This window comes from Pseudomonas sp. 3MAES_34.3B (genome assembly GCF_058145875.1).
Genome location: NZ_CM176960.1, coordinates 3825559 through 3845197 on the forward strand (window position 1 = coordinate 3825559; position 19639 = coordinate 3845197).

Annotated in this window: 16 protein-coding genes; 8 read left to right on the top strand and 8 right to left on the bottom strand. The window is 63.8% G+C overall.

Annotated features, from left to right (window positions below; translation table 11 throughout):
* Nucleotides 1–18: 18 nt before the first annotated feature.
* The 3 genes from AC3Z8Y_RS16915 to AC3Z8Y_RS16925 are packed head-to-tail and all read right to left on the bottom strand — an operon-like array spanning nt 19 to nt 2343.
* Nucleotides 19–846: a segregation and condensation protein A gene (locus tag AC3Z8Y_RS16915; protein ID WP_490086808.1), complete on the bottom strand. Its 828-nt coding sequence runs from the start codon at nt 844–846 to the stop codon at nt 19–21.
* Nucleotides 843–1472: an L-threonylcarbamoyladenylate synthase gene (locus tag AC3Z8Y_RS16920; protein ID WP_490090026.1), complete on the bottom strand. Its 630-nt coding sequence runs from the start codon at nt 1470–1472 to the stop codon at nt 843–845. Before AC3Z8Y_RS16920 ends, AC3Z8Y_RS16915 begins: the two co-directional genes overlap by 4 nt.
* 1 nt (nt 1473) lies before the next feature.
* Nucleotides 1474–2343 (bottom strand): PHP domain-containing protein, encoded by an 870-nt coding sequence (locus tag AC3Z8Y_RS16925; protein ID WP_490086809.1) that lies wholly within the window; start codon nt 2341–2343, stop codon nt 1474–1476.
* A 65-nt stretch (nt 2344–2408) separates the two neighbouring features.
* Here AC3Z8Y_RS16925 and AC3Z8Y_RS16930 point away from each other — a divergent pair, with 65 nt between their 5' ends.
* The 5 genes from AC3Z8Y_RS16930 (at nt 2409) to AC3Z8Y_RS16950 (ending at nt 5959) form a co-directional block, all read left to right on the top strand.
* On the top strand, nt 2409–2999 hold the full coding sequence (locus AC3Z8Y_RS16930) for a septation protein A (protein WP_490086810.1): 591 nt from the start codon (nt 2409–2411) through the stop codon (nt 2997–2999).
* A gap of 1 nt (nt 3000) precedes the next feature.
* Nucleotides 3001–3306 carry a YciI family protein gene (locus AC3Z8Y_RS16935; RefSeq protein ID WP_490086811.1) on the top strand — a complete coding sequence of 102 codons (306 nt, stop codon included), beginning with the start codon at nt 3001–3003 and terminating at the stop codon, nt 3304–3306.
* A 6-nt stretch (nt 3307–3312) separates the two neighbouring features.
* Nucleotides 3313–3990 (top strand): response regulator, encoded by a 678-nt coding sequence (locus AC3Z8Y_RS16940; RefSeq protein ID WP_490086812.1) that lies wholly within the window; start codon nt 3313–3315, stop codon nt 3988–3990.
* Between the two features lie 128 nt (nt 3991–4118).
* On the top strand, nt 4119–4562 hold the full coding sequence (locus tag AC3Z8Y_RS16945) for a Spy/CpxP family protein refolding chaperone (RefSeq protein ID WP_490086813.1): 444 nt from the start codon (nt 4119–4121) through the stop codon (nt 4560–4562).
* Nucleotides 4563–4624: 62 nt separating this feature from the next.
* Nucleotides 4625–5959: a sensor histidine kinase gene (locus AC3Z8Y_RS16950; RefSeq protein ID WP_490086814.1), complete on the top strand. Its 1335-nt coding sequence runs from the start codon at nt 4625–4627 to the stop codon at nt 5957–5959.
* A gap of 165 nt (nt 5960–6124) precedes the next feature.
* Here the strand turns inward: AC3Z8Y_RS16950 and AC3Z8Y_RS16955 are convergent, their stop codons facing one another.
* The gene (locus tag AC3Z8Y_RS16955; protein ID WP_490086815.1) at nt 6125–6691 is read right to left on the bottom strand and encodes a nitroreductase family protein; all 567 of its coding nucleotides are present in this window, start codon (nt 6689–6691) and stop codon (nt 6125–6127) included.
* 96 nt (nt 6692–6787) lie between these two features.
* On the opposite strand from AC3Z8Y_RS16955, the gene AC3Z8Y_RS16960 reads away from it, so the two are divergent.
* A complete protein-coding gene (locus AC3Z8Y_RS16960; RefSeq protein ID WP_490086816.1) occupies nt 6788–8242 on the top strand; it encodes a TrkH family potassium uptake protein in 1455 nt (484 codons plus the stop codon).
* A 60-nt stretch (nt 8243–8302) separates the two neighbouring features.
* On the top strand, nt 8303–8614 hold the full coding sequence (locus AC3Z8Y_RS16965; protein ID WP_181111685.1) for an Mpo1-like protein: 312 nt from the start codon (nt 8303–8305) through the stop codon (nt 8612–8614).
* 11 nt (nt 8615–8625) lie between these two features.
* On the opposite strand, the gene AC3Z8Y_RS16970 is transcribed toward AC3Z8Y_RS16965, so the two are convergent.
* The 3 genes from AC3Z8Y_RS16970 to recQ all read right to left on the bottom strand — a co-directional run bounded on the left by AC3Z8Y_RS16970 (nt 8626) and on the right by recQ (nt 13675).
* The gene (locus AC3Z8Y_RS16970) at nt 8626–10923 is read right to left on the bottom strand and encodes a FimV/HubP-related protein (RefSeq protein WP_490086817.1); all 2298 of its coding nucleotides are present in this window, start codon (nt 10921–10923) and stop codon (nt 8626–8628) included.
* Between the two features lie 83 nt (nt 10924–11006).
* Entirely contained in the window at nt 11007–11444 is a 438-nt protein-coding gene (locus AC3Z8Y_RS16975) for a MarR family transcriptional regulator (protein ID WP_490086818.1), read from the bottom strand.
* A 92-nt stretch (nt 11445–11536) separates the two neighbouring features.
* The gene (gene recQ, locus AC3Z8Y_RS16980) at nt 11537–13675 is read right to left on the bottom strand and encodes a DNA helicase RecQ (protein ID WP_490086819.1); all 2139 of its coding nucleotides are present in this window, start codon (nt 13673–13675) and stop codon (nt 11537–11539) included.
* Between the two features lie 162 nt (nt 13676–13837).
* Between recQ and AC3Z8Y_RS16985 the strand changes: the two genes are divergently transcribed.
* On the top strand, nt 13838–14425 hold the full coding sequence (locus AC3Z8Y_RS16985) for a UPF0149 family protein (RefSeq protein WP_490086820.1): 588 nt from the start codon (nt 13838–13840) through the stop codon (nt 14423–14425).
* A 144-nt stretch (nt 14426–14569) separates the two neighbouring features.
* Here AC3Z8Y_RS16985 and AC3Z8Y_RS16990 read toward each other — a convergent pair whose 3' ends face one another.
* Complete coding sequence (locus tag AC3Z8Y_RS16990; RefSeq protein WP_490086821.1) at nt 14570–19366, bottom strand: retention module-containing protein; 4797 nt, start codon at nt 19364–19366, stop codon at nt 14570–14572.
* Nucleotides 19367–19639 lie beyond the last annotated feature (273 nt).

The window sequence follows — 19639 nt, forward strand, 5'->3', positions numbered from 1 at the left end:
GGGCTCAGGTCGCTGCGTTCATTCCCCGCGCACCCGAACATGGATGGCGGCAAAAGGCTCATTCTGCACCAGCTCGATCAAAGATTCCTTCACCAGTTCGAGAATTGCCATGAAGGTGACCACCACGCCCAGCTTGCCCTCATGGGCAGCGAACAGGTCGCTGAACGGCACGAAAGCACCGCCCTTGAGCTTTTCCAGCACTTCGCTCATGCGCTCGCGGGTGGACAGCGCCTCGCGGCTGACCTGATGGCTTTCGAACAGGTCGTTGCGGCGCATCACCTCGGCCATCGCCAGCAGAACTTCCTCCAGTGCTACCTCCGGCAGCAGGCGCCGGGCCTTGGCCTGAGGTGCGTCCAGCTGGGGTACGACGATTTCCCGACCCACACGGGGCATACCATCGATGCCCTCCGCGGCGGCCTTGAACCGTTCGTATTCCTGCAAGCGGCGAATCAGTTCAGCCCGAGGGTCGCCCTCCTCTTCCTGCACCTCGGTGGAACGCGGCAACAGCATGCGGGATTTGATTTCAGCCAGCATGGCCGCCATCACCAGGTATTCGGCGGCCAGCTCCAGCCGAATCGTCTTCATCAGCTCCACGTACGTCATGTACTGGCGGGTGATTTCCGCCACTGGAATGTCGAGCACGTCGATGTTCTGCTTGCGAATCAGGTACAGCAGCAGGTCGAGCGGGCCCTCGAAGGCTTCGAGAAATACTTCGAGCGCGTCGGGCGGGATGTACAGGTCTTGCGGCACCTCGGTGAAGGCTTCGCCGTAGACCAGCGCCAGTTGCAACTGGCCCTCGGCTTCGGCCTCGATGGCAGTGGTCACCGGGTGAACGATGTCAGTCATGCACCCGCCTGGAACGGTGCCGGGTCGCCACAGCCTACCCGCACTATATGGGGGTCATCACCGGAAAGGTCCACAACGGTTGAGGCCGAGCCGCCCCCGGGGCCACCGTCTATGATCAGGTCCACGTGATGCTCCAGCCGCTTACGCATTTCATAGGGGTCGCTCAGGGGCTCCGCATCGCCGGGCAGGATGAGGCTCACGCTCATCAGGGGCTCACCAAGCGCTTCGAGCAGGGCCTGTGCGATGGGGTGCTCCGGCACGCGCAGGCCGATGGTGCGGCGCTTGGGGTGCAGCAGCAGCCGCGGCACTTCGCGGGTGGCGCTGAGGATGAAGGTATAAGGCCCGGGCGTGTGCGCTTTCAACAAGCGGAACGCGGCGGTGTCTACCTTGGCGAACAGGCCCAGTTGCGACAGGTCGCAACACAGCAGGGTGAAGTTGTGCCGGTCATCGAGCTGACGCAGCCGGCGCACCCGTTCGATGGCGGATTTTTCGCCGATCCGGCAACCGATCGCGTAGGAGGAGTCGGTGGGATAAACCACCACGCCCCCTTCGCGAATGATGTCCACCGCCTGCTTGATAAGGCGCGTTTGCGGCGTTTGCGGGTGAATCTGGAAGAACTGGCTCACTTCATATTCCTGATGGTAGGCATGCACGCTCATCGCCAAAACGCTCCCACAACAACGGCAGGTCTTGCGGAAGCGCGCGGTAGCTGCCGATTTCGCCCCAGTTGCCTGGCCCGTGGAAATCGCTGCCGGCACTCGCCAGCAAGCTGAACTCTCGGGCCAGGATGGCCAAGGTACCCGTTTGCTCGTCTGCCTGTTGGCCATTGACCACTTCCAGGGCCTGACCACCCGCGTTCTGGTAGTCGGTCACCAGGCGGCGACGCTTGCTTCGGTTGAAATCATAGTGCATCGGATGAGCCAGGCTTACCCAGCTGCCCGCCCGGCGCAGCGTGGCTACGGTCTGCTCGAGCGTAGGCCAATGCTGCTTCACGTCGCCAATCTTGCCGGCACCCAGCCATTTGCGAAACGCCGATTGCCGGTCCGGCACGTGGCCTTGCTGCACAAGATAGTCAGCAAAGTGTGGCCTGGCCGGCGCATTGCGGCTGTCACCAAGGGCTGCCTGAATGGCCCTCGCGCCTTCCAGCGCGCCAGGCATCCCTTTGGCAGCCAGCCGGCGGTCGATTTCTTCGGCACGCTGCCAGCGCCCGGTGTGCAAGGCTTCCAACGCTTCGTTAAGGTCCGGGGCGTCCAGCGGGAAGCCGTAACCGAGCACATGAATAGTGGCGCCGCCCCACGTGCAGGACATTTCCACCCCGCTTACCCACCTCATCCCCAACGCTGCCGCCGTGTCCCGGGCTTCGGCCAGGCCATCGACCGTGTCATGGTCGGTAAGGGCAAGCAGCTCCACGCCGCGCTCATGGGCGCGCGCCACTACGCTGGCCGGGGCCAGGGCACCGTCGGAGGCCGTACTGTGGCAGTGCAGGTCAACATTCATGGCGGCGCTTTCGAGTTCAAGAAGGTTTGCTATTATGCCGCCACATTCCGCGCCTGGCTGCCACCGTGAAACAACTGATCGACTTTATCCCGCTGTTACTGTTCTTCATTGTTTATAAAACCGAGCCCCGTACGCTTGACCTGGCCGGCCATAGCATTGCCTTCGGTGGTATTTTCAGTGCGACCGCGTTCCTGATCGGCAGTTCGCTGGTGGTTTATGGCCTGCTGTTCATTCGCCAGCGGCGGCTGGAGAAAAGCCAGTGGCTGACCTTGCTGGCGTGCCTGCTGTTCGGCGGCATGACCCTGGCGTTCCACAGCGAAACCTTCCTCAAGTGGAAGGCGCCGGTGGTCAACTGGCTGTTCGCCCTGGCGTTCCTGGGTAGCCATTTCATCGGCGACCGGGTGCTTATCCAACGCATCATGGGCCATGCACTCACATTGCCAGGCACCGTATGGAACCGGCTGAACGTCGCCTGGATTATCTTCTTCGTGATCTGCGGCGCCGCCAACCTGTTCGTGGCATTTACTTTCGAGCGCTTCTGGGTGGACTTCAAGGTGTTCGGCAGTCTGGGCATGACCTTGTTGTTCCTGGTGGGCCAGGGCGTCTACCTGTCGCGTCACTTGCACGATCACGAACCTTCCAAAACCGAGGACTGACATGCTCTACGCAATCAACACCACCGATGTCGCCAGCTCGCTGCCCCAGCGCCTTGCCGCTCGCCCCGCCCACCTCGAACGGCTCCATGCCTTGCAGGCCGAGGGCAGGCTGGTGCTGGCCGGGCCTTACCCTGCCATCGACAGCAGCGACCCAGGCAGCGCCGGCTTCTCGGGTAGCCTGATCGTGGCCGAGTTTGCCTCGCTCGACGCTGCCCGTGAATGGGCCGAAGCCGACCCGTACAAGGCTGCCGGCGTGTACGAAAGCGTGGTGGTAAAACCGTTCAAGCAAGTCTTCCCAAGCGCCTGATCGACGATGAGCGAACTGCTGCTGATCGACGACGATGTGGAACTGTGCGAACTGCTGAGCAGCTGGCTGAGCCACGAAGGTTTTCAAGTGCGCGCCTGTCACGACGGCCAGAGCGCCCGCCGCGCGCTTGCCGAAGCGGCACCCGCGGCGGTTGTGCTCGATGTGATGCTGCCGGATGGCAGCGGGCTGGAGCTGCTCAAACAGCTTCGCGCCGAGCATGCCGAGTTGCCGGTGGTCATGCTATCGGCAAGGGGCGAGCCGCTGGACCGCATCCTTGGCCTGGAACTGGGCGCGGACGACTACGTGGCCAAGCCGTGCGACCCGAGGGAGTTGACGGCACGTTTACGCGCGGTGTTGCGCCGCAGCCATCCAACGGCCAGCACCAGCCAGATCGAAATCGGGGACCTGACATTCAGCCCGGCGAGGGGCGTTGCGAGCATCGACCAGCACGATATTTCCCTCACGCTATCGGAAAGCCGCATCCTCGAAGCCCTGTTGCGCCAACCGGGCGAGCCGCTGGACAAACAGGAGCTTGCGCAACTGGCGCTGGGACGCAAGCTCACGCTCTACGATCGCAGCCTGGACATGCACGTGAGCAACCTGCGCAAGAAAATCGGGCCCCATCCCGATGGCCGACCGCGGATCGTTGCCCTGCGCAGCCGCGGTTATTTCTACGCCGAGTGAACAGGCCTGTAACATTCCCCTTACCTGTGTTTACCAAGTCTTTACCTGGTGCTGACTGCCCTTGACGCTGCTCTGCGTAGACTGAACTCATCCGGTAAACGACCGGCGACGAGACAAGGAGCTTCACCATGCGCAAGACTTTGACTGCCCTGCTGTTCGCGGCCACCCTGCCAACCCTGGCCATGGCGGCCCCCGAAGGCCCGGCGCACGGTCCGGACATGGGCCCAGGCGCTGGCCCTGGCATGATGCATCACCGTGGCCCGGGCCCCCTCGAAGGGCTGGACCTGAGCCGTGACCAGCGCCAGCAGGTTGGCAGGTTGATGGGCGAGCAGATGAAACAGCGCCGCGAAATCACTGAAAGCTACCTGGACAAACTGCCCGCGACTGAGAAAAAGGCCATGCACGACGCCCTGGCGGCCAGTGAAGCCAAGACCCGGAGCGACATCCGCGCGGTACTCAAGCCCGAGCAACAGAAAGCATTTGATGAGATGACCAAGAAGCAGGATGAGCGCCGCGCCGAGTGGGCCGAGTTCCAGGCCTGGAAAGCGCAGAAAGACAAAAAGGCTCAATAAGCCGCTACCCCTCGAACCCGGCCCATGGCCGGGTTTTGTCTGTCCCGTGAAGAGGTGCCCCGTTGCGTTCATTGTTCTGGCGAATCCTGGCAAGTTTCTGGCTGGCTATCACCCTGGTCGCGGGGTTGTCGGTACTGATGGGGCATGTGCTTAACCAGGACGCGTGGATCCTCAGCCGGCACCCTGCCCTCAAGCACTTTTCCCAGGAATGGGCGCAACGCTATGAAGCGCAGGGCGCGGACGCCGCCGAGGCGCTGCTCGAAGATCACAAACGGCAATTCCATGTCGATACCCAGGTGCTTAACGAGGCGGGGGAAGCCGTGGTTCCCGGGACTTTCCCGCGCCGGGCGCAAGCCTTCGAAGACCGCCAGAGCCAGGATGATCGCAAGCTGCCCTGGCGCCGGTTGACCACGGAATACACCAGCCCGGCCAGCGGTGACACCTACCTCTTCATTTACCGCATTCCTCATCCTGAGCTCGATGCCTGGCACCGCGACAGCCTGTTCTGGCCAATCGGGGCGCTGGGCATCGCGTTGGTAGTACTGACGCTGTTCAGCCTGCTGGTCACGCTCTCCATTACCCGGCCGTTGCAGCGCTTGCGCGGAGCAGTGCATGACCTCGGCCAGGCGACCTATCAGCAGCACAGCCTCGCCAGGCTGGCCGCTCGCCGCGACGAATTCGGCGTGCTGGCCAATGACTTCAACCGCATGGGGGCCCGCTTGCAAAGCCTGATCGGTAGCCAGCGGCAGTTGCTACGCGACGTGTCGCATGAATTACGCTCGCCCTTGGCCCGCTTGCGTATCGCCCTGGCACTGGCCGAACGGGCCGAGCCGGCGGAGCGCGAACGGTTATGGCCGCGCCTCACGTTGGAGTGCGACCGGTTGGAGGCCCTGATCAGTGAAATCCTGGTGCTCGCGCGGGTAGACGCCGAGCAGACCAGCGCCGAAGCGGTAGCGTTGGAGCCTTTGCTGGAGGGCATCGTGCACGATGCCAGGCTGAGTGCGCCGGAGCAGGTAGTAGAGCTGAACGCCATCCCAGGGCTGGAACTACGCGGCTGGCCAACCCTGATCGAGCGCGCCACCGACAACCTGCTGCGCAATGCCCTGCGCTTCAACCCCAGCGGGCAGCCGATCGAGGTCAGCGCGGCGGCCACGGACGCCGGTGTGACCATCAGTGTTCGCGATCACGGCCCGGGGTGCCCGCCGGAGCACCTGGCCCAACTGGGCGAGCCCTTCTACCGCGCCCCTGGCCAGGCAGCGCCCGGCCATGGCCTGGGCCTGGCCATCGCCCGCCGCGCGGCGGAGCGACAGGGCGGCCGGCTGGTATTGGAAAACCATCCCGACGGCGGCTTTATCGCGCGGCTTGAGCTGCCCTTGGCGCCACCTTCCGCGGCGTAGGCGTAGGGCACTACCTTTGTAGACCGCCCTTATTCGCGAGCTCCGCCCGCTTCCTACGAATTCTGGTGTACACCAGTAGGAAGCGGGGGGCCGGCCATCCGGCGTAGCCGAAGGCGTAGCTCGCGAATAGGGGATTAGAGCCCTCCTACAGGAGTGTGGCTCACCTCAGCCACGCCCCGGCCAGGCGCTGACGAACCCTTCTGCCGAGGTACGGCTGGCGGGGCGTACCTCGTGAGCCGGGGTGCCCAGGTAGATCAGCCCGATGATCTGCTCATGCGCCGCCAGCCCCAGCCCGGCTGCCACCGAAGGGGCAAACGACAGCTCACCGCTGCGCCACATGGCGCCGACCCCTTGCGCGTACGCCGCCAGCAGCAACCCGTGCACCGCACAGCCGGCCGTGATCACCTGTTCAGAAACCGGTACCTTCGGGTGAGGCCGGGTCACGGCAATAGCGACCACCACCAATGGAGCCCGCAGCGGGCCCTTGCGCGCTTTTTCGATGGCCGCCTCGTTACCCTCGCCGCCCTTTTCCGCCGCTGCCTCAGCCAGCAACTCACCCAACGCCAGGCGAGCATCGCCTTCGACGGTCAGGAACCGCCATGGCTTCAGCTGGCCATGGTCCGGCGCGCGCATGGCGGCGTCGAACATCAAGGCTCGCTGCTCTTGGTTGGGCGCGGGTTCCACCAGCCGGCTGACGGACACACGTTCAAGCAGGGCTTCCAAGGCTTCCATCGGGCACTCCTTATCAACTTGTTCGGGCTAGTCTAACGTTTACACCGGCGGGCCCGCAGGTAAAATGTCCGGCCCTTTTGTCCCAGCGTGGGTTCAATGTCACTGTCGACCCTTCGAGTCATCGGCTTCATCATCGGCATTTTCCTGCTCACGCTGGCAGTCGGCATGGCCATTCCCATGCTCACCCTCGTTGTGTTCGACCGCACCGAAGACCTGCACAGCTTCCTCTGGGCAAGCCTGCTGACCTTCCTCGCAGGCCTGGCACTGGTGATCCGCGGCCGGCCCGAACAAAGCAACCTTCGCCCCCGGGACATGTACCTCCTCACTGTCAGCAGCTGGGTACTGGTAGCGATCTTCGCCGCCCTGCCCTTCTATTTCACCGCCCATATCAGCTACACCGATGCCTTCTTTGAAAGTATGTCGGGCATCACGGCCACCGGTTCCACCGTGCTCACCGGGCTCGACGCCATGTCCCCCGGGATACTTATCTGGCGCTCGCTGCTGCACTGGCTGGGTGGCATCGGTTTTATCGCCATGGCCGTCGCCATTCTGCCCCTGCTGCGCATCGGTGGCATGCGCCTGTTCCAGACAGAGTCCTCGGACCGGTCGGAAAAGCTGATGCCACGCTCACACATGGTCGCCAAGTCCATCGTGCTGGTGTATGTGGGCATCACTGCACTCGGCGCCTTGGGGTTATGGCTGGCCGGGATGACGCTGTTCGATGCGGTCAACCACGCTATGTCGGCCATCTCTACGGGCGGTTTTTCCACCTCGGACCAATCGCTCGCCAAGTGGCATCAACCGGCGGTGCAATGGGTGGCCATCGTTCTGATGATCCTCGGCAGCCTGCCCTTCACGCTTTACGTGGCCACGCTACGTGGCCATTACCAGGCCCTGCTGCGAGATCAACAGGTCCAGGGCTTTCTCGGGCTGCTGCTCACCTGCTGGGTGGTGCTGGGCGGCTGGTATTGGCTAGGCACCGGCTTGCCGTTCTCACAGGCGCTGCTGCACGTGGCCTTCAACGTTACCTCGGTGATCACCACCACTGGCTTTGCGCTGGGGGACTACAGCCTCTGGGGCAACTTTGCCCTGATGTTCTTCTTTTACCTGGGCTTCATCGGTGGCTGCTCGGGTTCTACTGCAGGGGGCATCAAGATTTTCCGGTTCCAGGTGGCGTATATCCTGCTCAAGGCCAGCCTGAACCAGCTCATTCACCCGCGCGCGGTGATCAGCCAGAAGTACAACCGCCACCGGCTGGACGAAGACATCGTGCGCTCGATTCTCACGTTTTCGTTCTTCTTCGGCGCCACCATTGGCCTGATCGCGCTGGCACTGGGGCTGCTCGGGCTGGATTGGATGACCGCCCTCACGGGCGCGGCCAGTACGGTCTCCGGGGTGGGCCCCGGCCTGGGTGACACCATCGGCCCGGCCGGGAATTTTGCGCCCTTGCCTGATGCAGCCAAATGGCTGCTGTCGTTAGGCATGTTGCTGGGGCGGCTGGAGATCATTACCGTGCTGGTGCTGTGCATGCCCGCCTTCTGGCGGCATTGAGCGCAGGCTGCGCTTTGGCTATGCTCTGGCCATTCAACAGGCGCAGCGCGCGGAGGCCTTATGAGCGATACCCACGGTTTTGCGAGTTTTGCCGAGTTTTATCCGTATTACCTGGCCGAGCACAGCAACAACACCAGCCGGCGCCTTCACTTTGTGGGCACCAGCCTGGTGATTGCATTCGTGACTTACGCCTTTGCGACCTTCAACCCCTGGTTGCTGCTCGCCGTGCCTGTGGTGGGCTACGGTTTCGCCTGGGTAGGCCACTTCTTTTTTGAACACAACCGCCCCGCCACCTTCAAACACCCGCTTTACAGCCTGATGGGCGACTTTGCGATGTTCCGCGACCTGATCACGGGCAAGCTGAGCTTCTGACCAGGCGGGCCCTACAGGCCCGCAAGCAGTTGCCGCGCAGCTTCGCGGGTCGTTTCGTCGGTGTCCTGGGCCAGCTCGTGCAACAGCCAGCTTGCCTCTTGCCGTTCCCCCTGGGCCAGCAGAGCACGGGCGTGATCGAGACGGTCCACGGCCTGCGCCTGGCTTTCCAGATCATCGAAGTCGATGCTCAGCTCATCCAGGTCGGGCAGCTCGTCCGCTGGCAGCGCATAGGCGTCGTCAAGCCCTTCAGGGATCTCGAACGCTTCGTTCTCCACGGGCAAATCACCCCCGAGGTCGGGCAAGAGGCCCGGTTCGTCGGCGAAATTGTCAAGAAATGCCGCGTCCAGATCCTCTCCACCCTCTTCTGGAACGAGTGCGAGCGGTTCATCAGCGAAGTCGCTGAGGAATTCGTCTTCCGGCAGCTCGAGCACCTCGGGCAGTTCACGCAGGTTGGAAAAGAACAGGCTTTCATCGAGCGGGGCGCTGTCGGCTTGATCGTCCAGCGCGCTCGTGGCTGGGCGAGAAAGCGGCGCAGGTGGGGGGTCGAACGGGTCCATGGAAGACCAATCCGCATCGAGCGCCATATCCTCCAGGTTCAAATGGAATTCATCGGCCGCCAAAGCTTCTGGTACCGCTACTGGCGCAGCCACGTCGGGCTCATTGAGGTCCCCCAACGCATCGAAGTCGATGTCCAGATCCGACGACGTGCCGGTTTCCGGCAACTCACCAGTACTGGCAGGCGCTTCGAAATCTTCCGGGCGAACCTGGCGCGGCGATTCGGGAATGACCGGCGGCAGCTGCGTGGCGGCTGCGGTGCCAGCGGCCAGCGCCACGGCGGCCGAAGCCAACCGGGGGAACCGGGCACGGGTTTGATCCAGCGTGGCATCGCTCTCGCCGCTGGCACGCAGCGCAGCCTCCTCCTCGGCATAAGCGTGGGCGTTACCCTGCAAGCCCAGCACTTCAAGAATGCGCAGGCGAAGGTCGCGGCGCTCTGGCTGGCGCTGCAGCCCCTCCCGGAGCACGCCAAGGGCTTCGTTGAAGCGCCCGTAGGCGATGTAGATACTGGCGGCGTCCAGCGCGTCGGTCGCGGGTGCCTGCTCACGCCGCGCCGCCACCGGTACTGCGGTCGCCAATGCGTTCTGGGCGTCAGTGGCGTCGCCTTGGCCGGCAGCAACTGTAGCGGGCAATACTGGCGCTTCCGGCGCAGCGGTGCGCTGGCGGCGACGCTGCAACAGCCAGGCGGCGATAAGCAGCACCAGCGCTAGCAACGCGCCCAGTTGCAACAGCCAGGTAAGGTCGTCCGTCTCGGGGGCTACCACCAGCGGGGCGACAGGGGCGGGCGGATTTGCGGCCGCAGGTGCCGCGGCAGAAGCAGCGGCCGGGGTTGTAGCCGTTGCAGCTACGGGGGCAGCTGGCGCTGCGGGACCCGGCGCGGGTGCTGCAGGAGCAACCGAAGCGCCGGCTTGGGCAGACGTGTCTGCTCCGTTCGCGGCGGGCGGCGTAGATCCGGTTGGCGCTGCCACAGGCGACGAAACCGCAGACCTGGCTGCAGCGATCGCCTGCGCTTCGGCCAGGCGGGATTGCAGCTCGGCAAGCTGCTGGTCCTTGGTACCGCGCTCCTCCTCAAGGCCCTGCAAGCGGGATTCGAGGTCATCCACAGACTGCTGCAACTGTTTGTTCTGCGCCGCCGTGGCGGTGAGTTGTTCGCCAGCCGAGGTTTCCTTGGCTGGGCTGCTACCTTCATTGCTTCGCTTGCGCGGCGCAGCAGGCGGCGGCACCGGCGCTTCGGCCTGGGTGGGCATGGGCGCCACCGACGACACGGGTTCCGGCCGCGCGTTGGTGGCGATCAGTGGCGGTGGCAACGCTACGGTGCCGGGCGGGTCGAGCAACAGGGTGTAGGTGCGCAGAAGCTGCCCGCTGGGCTGGGTAACCTGGACGATAAAGCTCAGGTAGGGCTCCAGCACCACCTTGCTGGAAGTGACATGGATAACCTTGCGGCCATTTCTGAAGACGGGTGTAAAGCGCAGGTCGGTCAGGAAGAACGAGCGGTCCACGCCCGCCCTGGCGAATTCCTCCGGCGTACCGAGGGTGACGGTGATATCACTTTCTTCGAGGCCGGCGCTGTCGGCCAGGGTGATGTCGGCGTTCAGCGGCTGGTTCAAAGCTGAATGCAGGGTAATCTCACCCAGCCCAAGCGCGCAGGCAAGGCCGGACCATGCGAGGGCACAGCCGCCCAGTATCGAATAAAGCGCCAGGCGAGTGGCCGATCGAGGCGCGAACCGGGGGTTACGGGTAAAACGCTTGCGCATGAGCATCCCTTGGGAACGACTTCCACAGCCTTCCTTATAGCCTGCGCCCGGGGAAACTCAAAGCCCCGCGACGGGCTACCGGCTCAGGCCCGCTTCTCCAGGTTGGCCAGTACCTTGGCGTGAACCGCCATGGCTGTGGCCAGATCCTGCTCGCTGATACCGCTGAACAGCTCCAGACGCAGTTCGTTGGCAATGGTTTCAATCTGTTTGATCAGCGGCAACGCCGATTCGCTCAGGCTGATCTGCTTCGCGCGGCGGTCTTCCACCACCGCGTGGCGCCGCACCAGGCCCTGGGCCTCCAGGCTGTCGAGCAACCGGGCCAGGGTCGGGCCTTCAACGCCCACGCTGGCGGCCAGTTCGCGCTGTGTAGGGGGAACTTCGAAACGCGCCAGGTGCAACAGCACCAGCCATCGGGCCTGGGACAAACCGAGGCCTGCCAGCCGACGATCGAGTTCGCCGCGCCACCCTCGGGACAACTGGGCCAGTTGCATGCCGAAACGGTGTTGGTCAGTCAGGGGCATAGATCAACTCAAGTCACGAATACAATTATTAGGGAGCTAAGCAGGAGCGCTGATGCTTGGCAAGTGTGAGTCTGCTTCCAGGCCATTCCTTTTCAAAGCTCGAACTCCGACTGCAGTGCCGCGCGTACGCAGTACAGCACCCCTTCAGGCACACGCCCCTGGAACAGAGGAGCGATTTCGCTTACCGGCGGCAGCTCACCCTCACCGTCCAGGAAGCTGTCCTGAATTTCGCCGAGCAGCTCGAAGGGAAGGTCCAACGCCTGTTCCAGCGACAGTTGCTGGGCGCCAATGGCCTCGGCCAGCAGGGTATACACATTTTTCTCGGAGCATTTGAGTTGCCCGGCGATCTGCGCCGGGGTCATGCCAGCGCGGGCCAGGCTTACCAGTTCATGGCGAAGGTCCACCACAGGGGCAGGGGCCGCTGCGCTGCTTTGGGTGCCGCCAAGCACCTCGAGGAAAGCATCGCCATAGCGCTCAAGCTTGCGTGCGCCTACCCCGCTCACCCGGCCCATTTCCGCCAGGGTGGTGGGTTGGCTGCGCAGCATTTCCAGCAGGGTCGAATCCGGGAAAATCACATACGGCGGCACGCCATGTTCTTCGGCCAGCCGGCGACGCAGCGCCCGCAGCGCTTCCCACTGTTCGCGCTCTTCCCCGCGCACCAGTTGGCTGGCCGGGCTGCCGCCGCTGCTGCGCGCGGTGACCTGGGGCTTGAGGTCCCGGCGCAGTTCAAGGGTCACTTCGCCGCGCAGCAAGGGCCGGCAGGCGTCGGTCAGGCGCAGCCCGCCGTAACCTTCAAGGTCAATGTCGGCGAGCCCACGGGCCACCAGCTGGCGATACAGCGACCGCCAGTCGCCTTCTGCCCTGCCTTTACCCACTCCGAACACGGCAAGCCGCTCATGACCAGAGGCGCGGACCTTCTCGTTGTCACGCCCCAGCAGAACATCCACCAGGTGCCCCACGCCGTAGCGCTGGCCGGTACGGTAGATGGCCGACAGTGCCTGGCGCGCAGGCTCGGTTGCGTCCCAGGTTTGCACACCGTCCACACAGTTGTCGCAGTGGCCGCAAGGCTGGGGCAGGTCTTCGTCGAAGTAGGCCAGCAGCGCCTGGCGCCGGCAGCGGGTTTCTTCGCACAGCGCCAACATGGCATCGAGCTTATGTTGCTCCACCCGCTTGTGGCGCTCGTCGCCCTCGGAGTTCTGCATCATCTGCTTGAGCATCAGCACGTCTTGCAGGCCGTACGCCATCCACGCATCGGCCGGCAAGCCATCGCGGCCTCCGCGGCCGGTTTCCTGGTAATACGCCTCGAGGGATTTGGGCAGGTCCAGGTGGGCCACATAGCGCACGTTAGGCTTGTCGATGCCCATGCCGAAGGCAATGGTAGCCACCATGATCAGGCCTTCCTCGTTGAGGAAGCGCTTCTGGTTGAACGCGCGCAGCTCGGCAGGCAGGCCGGCGTGGTAGGGCAATGCCGGGAAGCCCTGCTCCACCAGTTGGGCCGCGACTTCGTCCACCTTCTTGCGAGACAGGCAATACACGATACCGGCATCCCCTTTGTGCTCTCCGAGGAACGCCAGCAACTGCTTGCGCGGCTGCTCCTTGGGCACGATGCGGTAGAAGATGTTGGGGCGGTCGAAACTCGACAGAAAGCGCTCGGCGTCATGCAGGGCCAGGCGGTTGACGATTTCTTCGCGCGTGCGTTTATCCGCCGTGGCGGTCAGCGCGATCCGGGGCACGTCCGGGAACAGCTCGGCCAATTGGCCCAGTTGCAGGTACTCGGGACGGAAGTCGTGGCCCCATTGAGAAACGCAATGCGCTTCGTCGATGGCAAACAGCGCCACGTTCAGTTGCTGCAGGAAACTGAGCATGCGCGGCTGCACCAGCCGCTCGGGCGCCAGGTACAGCAGTTTGATTTCTCCTTGGCGCAGGCGAACCGCCAGCTCGCGCTGCTGCTCGGCATCCAGGGTGGAATTGAGCGCCGCGGCGGGTACGCCCAATTCATCGAGCGTGGCAACCTGGTCTTCCATCAGGGCGATGAGGGGCGACACCACGATGGTAAGACCTTCGCGCAGCAACGCAGGCACCTGGTAGCAGAGCGATTTGCCGCCGCCAGTGGGCATCAGCACCAGAGCATCACCGCCACGCGCCACACGCTCGATGATCGCCCCCTGGCGACCGCGGAAGCTGTCGTAGCCGAAGACGTCCTTTAGGACACGTTGTGCCTGTTCGAGCATGCATGACTCCAGGAAACCGCGAAAACCGCCCGCGGGTCGAAAAAATGGCGAGCAGTATACCAAACCACCGAGGCACAGCGCTTTTACCTGCCTTGCGGTGGCGCTTACCCCGGTTCAGGGCCTAGAATTCAGCATTGTCCTTTTTCCCCAAGGTAGTCATTCATGTCATTCGCCGAGCAACTTACCCGCCTGCAAGTCTTCCTGGACGCCGATGAGCTCCATGAAGAAGCGCTGGATTACGTAGCGGCGCATGGCTACTTGACCGCGCTGTCCATTACCACCGAACAGGTACCGGAGCGCGAGTGGATCGATGCACTCTTCGCTGAAGAGCCGCACTATGCCGACGATGCCGAGCGCGAAATGATCGAGAGCACGCTGGTGCAGCTAAAGGCCCATATTGCCCGCCAGCTCGCCAGCGATGAGGAATTCGAGCTGCCGTGCGACCTGGACCTGGGCGACGAGCCGGACGACTCCGAGCTGCGCGGCTGGTGCATCGGCTTCATGGAAGGAGTGTTCCTGCGCGAAGAAGCCTGGTTCGAGACCGCGGAAGACGAAGTCAGCGAGCTGCTGCTGCCGATCATGGTGGGGTCGGGCCTGTTCGACGAGCAGCCGGAATTCGCTGATATCGCCAGCAGCGCCGAGCTTCAGGACGAGATGGTGGTGCAGATCCCGGAAATCCTTACCGGCCTGTACCTGATGATGCACGCGCCAGACGAAAAGCCGGCGCTGCTCAAGCCGCGTACGCACTGACCCAGGGCTTTCAGCGCTGCATTCGTGGCCAACCTTGCCGGCGATTGCAGCAGCCCGAAACAGCGGCCCTGATGGGCCGGTCGCGGCCAAGGCCGGCTGCTACGTGATAGTTTCCGTAGCAGCTGGCCTTGGCCGCGACGAGCCTTACACCGTGCTATCGACCTTCAGCGAGTGGTCACCCAGCAGGCCGTTGATGATGGCCGAGTTGTTTTGCAACCCTACCACCAGCCCATTCGCATCGGTGCTCACGTTGTAGGCCTGGGCCAGGTTCACGTGTTGCAGGTCGATGCTCTGCACCGCAGCGCCGCCGGCAGTGGTGCTGATGTCGATGGTGCTGACCAGGTTGCTCCCGCTACCGGTGACCTTGAAGCTCAACAGGCCTTCGAGGTCGCCCTTGCCCAAGTCACCCAGCAGGGAGCCGAGGTCGAGGGTGTCGGTGCCCAGCTGGAAGTCGGCCACGGTATCGGTGCCCGTATCGCCGGCCTGCCACACGAAGCTATCGGCCCCCGCGCCGCCGGTGAGGGTGTCGTTCCCGGCCCCGCCAATCAGCGTATCCGCCCCGCTGCCGCCATAGAGCTGGTCGTTGCCCGCGCCGCCGTTCATCACCAGGCCGCTGTCGCCAGCATGGAAGATGTCGTCGTAGTCCGAACCGATCAGGTGTTCGATACCGGTAAGGGTTTCGCCTGCAGCCCAGCCGCCGGTAGTCCCGCCCTCTCTCAGGTCCACTGTCACGGCGCTGGTGGCTGCTGCATAGCTGACAGTGTCGAACCCGTCGCCGCCGTCCAGCACCACGGTGTGAACGCCTGCCAGCAGCAGGTCGTTGCCCGCGCCGCCGTGCAATTCGTCGGCGCCCTGCCCTGCCACCAGCACATCGTTACCTGCCCCGCCCTGAAGCACGGAACCGTCATCAGTAGCCGTCAAGGTGTCATCACCGCTGGTGCCCGTCACGGTGTGCTCGCCTTGATGGTCCACCGCAACCAATGCACTGACGTGGCCAGCATCGGTATCGTCGATGGCAGCGGCGGTGGTAGCCACAGCCGCGGTTTGCGCGTGGCTGTAATCCACGGTCAGCGCCAGTTGATAGGTTTCGGTGGTCGCTGCAGCGTCCGCATTGGTCACTTTCAGGTGATAGGTCCCGTCCGCGGTAGCGGTAAGGCTGTTCCCGACCACGGCGGCATAGCTGCCATCATCCAGTGCGTAGGTAAGTGTTGCCGCGCCGCTGCTGACAGCGGCGGAGTCAACGGTCAGGGTCTCGCCCTGGCGCAAATGTACGCTGAGCGTATCGCTGGCATCGGCGGTACCGGCATGGGCCAGGGTGCCAGTGATCAGCAACGCGGCGGTCAGTGCGAGGGAGTTTGCGTAGAACTGAGAGCGTTCCACTGCCAAGGCACGCCCCGCGACCGCCAGGCTGACAGGGCTGGTGGCAGTGAAATCGGCCCCTGCGGTGGCCCAGTCATTGCTGACGAGAATCGCGTTACTGGTGGTAGCCGTGGTGGCAGGGTTGACGTTGATGGTCAGGGTTGAGCCTGCCGTATCACCGTCGTTGTCCACGATGGTGTAGCCGATGTTCTCCTGGCTGCTGGCACTGCTGCCTGCGGCAGTGATGTAGCCGTACTGCCCAGTGCTCACATTGATGGCCAGGATGCCGCCGTGGCTGGTGGTCACGCTCAGCAGGTTACTGGTGCTGTCGAAACTCCAGCTACCGGCGACGCCGTCGGCGGTTACCGCGCCCTTGCCGTCATAGCTGTAGGTCACGCCGTCCACGGTGATGCTTTGCAGGTGGCCGCCGTCCACGCCGAACTGGGCCGCGCTGGTGAGGCTTCCGCTGACGGAGCCACTGCCCACGGTACCGTTGAGTACGCTGGGCAATTGCGACAGGTCGGTCACGACCACAGAGGCCGTGTCGGTTCCGGTAGTGCCGTTGTAGGCGATCGGGTCCAGGTACACTGCCTTGGCGCTTGGCCCCATGCCAATGGCATAAGACTGGATATTGTTGGCGTCGAGGAAGGTTTGCCAGGCCGTCTGTTCGGCGCTGTCGATGCCGTCGCCCAGCGCGATGTCCGTCTTGTTGCCAGACTGGCCATTGCCGGTCTTGGGGCGTTCATCGGACAGCGTAGGGTTGCCGTCGGAGAGGAAGTAGGACACGTTCTGCGCGTCGGTCAGCTTGCCGGCCGTGGCCCATGCCGCCTGCGCACCATCCAGTGCGTAGTCGTAGTTGGTACCGCCGCCGTTGGTCACCGTGTCGCTGTTGATGGCCGCGCGCGCCTCGGCCACGGTCATCCACTGGCTGCTCAGCACGTTTTCATGGTTGTTGAAGGTCACGACCTGCACCCGCACATCGCCCATGTCGTCATAACGGGCCAGCAGCTCGTTGATGGACTGTTTGGCGAGGTCCAGCCGGCTCAGGCCATTGACCTTGGAGTCGTTGCCCATGCTGTTGGAAACATCCAGCACGATCAGCAGGTTGGTATTCACCGCCGTGGATGACACGTTCTCAGTGATGGGCGCAGCCGTGGGCACATCGTCTTCGATGCGCACGTTCAGCCAGGCAAGGCTGCTGTCGCCATCGCTGTCCGTGGCCACCAGGCGGAAGTCTTCCGACAGTTCGCTCTGGCCGACGTTATGTTGCTGGGCTTCGGACAAGGTGTAGCTGTAGCTCACAACGCCCGTGGTTTCGTTGTACCCGGTAATGGTCAACGCGTTACCCAGTTGGCCGGTCACAGTCACTGGCAGGCCGGTGGCACTGCCGCCGATCACGTCCACGCCGTCGATAGTCAGGGTGGCCAGGCCATCCTTCGCATCGATCGTAAAGGTACCTACCCGGGTGAGCTCTGCCGCGTTGGGGTCGGTGCCGCCTGGAAGGTTGGCCTCGTACACGCGCTGCTCACCGCCATTCACGCCCAGGCTGATGAAGGTGACCGGGTCGTCCGGGTTGGTGACGTTCACGGTCAGTGTGGCGGTGGCGGTGTCGCCATCGCTGTCGATGATCGAGTAGCTGAAGGTTTCGGTCCCGGTGCCCACGGTGGCGTTGCCAGCCAGCAAGTCGCGGTAGGCCTGGCTGGTGGTGTCCAGGGTGTAGGTGTAGGAACCGTCAACGCCGAGCACCAGGGTGCCATAAGTACCTTCGTAGGTGCCGGGGTTGGTCACCGGCGAAGGGATTGCGTCCGCGCCCAGGGAATCGTTGGCCAGCACGTTGCCGCTGACCACGGTGGTGGTGTCACTCACGGCGGTAGTGTCAGAGACCGCAATGGGGTTGTCGTCTTCAATGCGCACGTTCAGCCAGGCGTTGCCGGTGTCGCCGTCGGTGTCGGTGGCCACCAGGTGGAAGTCTTCCGACAGCTCGCTCTGGCCCACGTTGTGCTGCTGGGCTTCAGACAAGGTGTAGCTGTAGGTGACCACGCCGGTAGTGGCGTCGTAGCCGGTGATGGTCAGGGCATTGCCCAGCTGGCCGGTGATGGTCACTGGCAGGCCGGTGGCGCTGCCGCCGATCACGTCCACGCCGTCGATGGTCAGCGTGGCCAGGCCGTCTTTCGCGTCCAGGGTAAAGCTGCCAACGCGGGTCAGCGCCGCTGCGTCAGGGTCGGTACCGGTGCTGAGGTTGGCCTCGAACACTCGCTGCTCACCGCCGTCCACGCCCAGGCTGATGAAGGTGACCGGGTCATCCGGGTTGGTCACGTTCACGGTCAGCGTGGCGCTGGCGGTGTCGCCATCGCTGTCGATGATCGAGTAGCTGAAGGTCTCCGTACCGTTGCCCACAGTGGCGTTCCCGGCCAGCAGGTCGCGGTAGGCCTGGCTGGTGGTGTCCAGGGTGTAGGTGTAAGAGCCGTCGGCCGCCAGAACGAGGGTGCCGTAGGTGCCGGCGTATGTACCGGGGGTCGTCACCGGGGACGCGATGCCGTCGGCGCCCAGCACATCGTTGCTGAGCACGTTGCCGGTCACCACGGTGAGGTCATCGCTTGCAGCCTGGGTATCGGCTACAGCGGTAGGCACGTCGTCCTGAATGGTCACGTCCAGGCTGCCGGTGGCGGTGGAACCGTCGTTGTCCACGGCGGTGACCGGGATGCTTTCGCCGAGGGTATTGGTGCCGTTCCCTGTGGGATGGTCCGCATTACCGGTCAAGGTGTAGGTGTAAGACACCACGCCGGTGGCCGAATCGAAGCCGGTTACGGTAAGAAGGTTGCCGTCGGCGGTGGTATAGGACTGCCCTATACCCACAACCTGCCCGGCACGGATGACCTCAAGGGTGCCGATCACCAGGCTGGACAGGCCATCTGCCGCAGTGACCGTAAAGCTACCGGCCTGCGTGAGCGCGCCCGTGTCCGGGCTGGAACCGTTTGCCAGGTTGGCTTCGTTGACGGTGATTTCGCCGCCGGTCACGTCCAGGCCGGTGAGCACCACCGGGTTGTCCGGCGTGGCGGCTGCCAGCGTAACCAGGGGCGGGAGCGTAGGGTCCGGGAATTCCGGCGCGGCGGGCAGGCCTGCGGTATCGAAGCCGATGGTGGGCGCAACCGCACCGCCAACTTCAGTCAGCAATACGAAGGAATGCCCCCCGCCGCCACCCGGTACGCCGGTAGGGCCGGTGGCTGTAGGGCCCGCAGCCGTGGGTTCGGAAACCTGGGTAGGGTCCACCCCGGCGGCGATGGCCTGCTGCAGGGCGTTCACATCGTCCAGCGCGGTGTCGGCAACGCGCTCACCGGTGGTCTGGATGTCCGGTGCCTGATGGTGCAGCAACCCTTCATTGAGCGCCAGGCTGCTCCCGCGCCCGAGCGCAAGGTCCTGCCCGCTCTGCAGGTGAACCGAGATGGCGCCCCCTACACCGGTGTCCAGCTGTTCGCCAGCGTAAACACGATCTCCCTCAACGAGGAGACGACGGGTGCCATCACCGGCGACTGCGAATACCTGCCCTACTACCTTACTGACGACACCGATCAAGGTTGCCATTGCCTACTCCTCCATTGCCTTTCGGCATCAGGCCGTTGCGCAAAGGAGACAGGGGATGTTCCCCGGAGTTCACGACAGGGCTGGCATCTTGACAGCCACTGGCGCGTCGAAGCTGATGAAATTCACGCACAAGCCGAACTAATTCAACGGGTTGCGGCTCATAGCAGCTTCGTATCGAACATGAGAGCAAAATTGCTCTGCGGACTACGGCGACAAAAAAACGTCACCCTCACAACTGCCCAAAATCCTTCTGGAGTACGACCCACTGATCCC

What these genes read in the sequence shown, in the direction of transcription:
- AC3Z8Y_RS16915 (WP_490086808.1), bottom strand. Translation starts at nt 846, where the DNA reads ATGACTGACATCGTTCACCCGGTGACCACTGCCATCGAGGCCGAAGCC.
- AC3Z8Y_RS16925 (WP_490086809.1), bottom strand. Translation starts at nt 2,343, where the DNA reads ATGAATGTTGACCTGCACTGCCACAGTACGGCCTCCGACGGTGCCCTG.
- AC3Z8Y_RS16935 (WP_490086811.1), top strand. Translation starts at nt 3,001, where the DNA reads ATGCTCTACGCAATCAACACCACCGATGTCGCCAGCTCGCTGCCCCAG.
- AC3Z8Y_RS16940 (WP_490086812.1), top strand. Translation starts at nt 3,313, where the DNA reads ATGAGCGAACTGCTGCTGATCGACGACGATGTGGAACTGTGCGAACTG.
- AC3Z8Y_RS16945 (WP_490086813.1), top strand. Translation starts at nt 4,119, where the DNA reads ATGCGCAAGACTTTGACTGCCCTGCTGTTCGCGGCCACCCTGCCAACC.
- AC3Z8Y_RS16955 (WP_490086815.1), bottom strand. Translation starts at nt 6,691, where the DNA reads ATGGAAGCCTTGGAAGCCCTGCTTGAACGTGTGTCCGTCAGCCGGCTG.
- AC3Z8Y_RS16960 (WP_490086816.1), top strand. Translation starts at nt 6,788, where the DNA reads ATGTCACTGTCGACCCTTCGAGTCATCGGCTTCATCATCGGCATTTTC.
- AC3Z8Y_RS16965 (WP_181111685.1), top strand. Translation starts at nt 8,303, where the DNA reads ATGAGCGATACCCACGGTTTTGCGAGTTTTGCCGAGTTTTATCCGTAT.
- AC3Z8Y_RS16970 (WP_490086817.1), bottom strand. Translation starts at nt 10,923, where the DNA reads ATGCGCAAGCGTTTTACCCGTAACCCCCGGTTCGCGCCTCGATCGGCC.
- AC3Z8Y_RS16975 (WP_490086818.1), bottom strand. Translation starts at nt 11,444, where the DNA reads ATGCCCCTGACTGACCAACACCGTTTCGGCATGCAACTGGCCCAGTTG.
- recQ (WP_490086819.1), bottom strand. Translation starts at nt 13,675, where the DNA reads ATGCTCGAACAGGCACAACGTGTCCTAAAGGACGTCTTCGGCTACGAC.
- AC3Z8Y_RS16985 (WP_490086820.1), top strand. Translation starts at nt 13,838, where the DNA reads ATGTCATTCGCCGAGCAACTTACCCGCCTGCAAGTCTTCCTGGACGCC.
- AC3Z8Y_RS16990 (WP_490086821.1), bottom strand. Translation starts at nt 19,366, where the DNA reads ATGGCAACCTTGATCGGTGTCGTCAGTAAGGTAGTAGGGCAGGTATTC.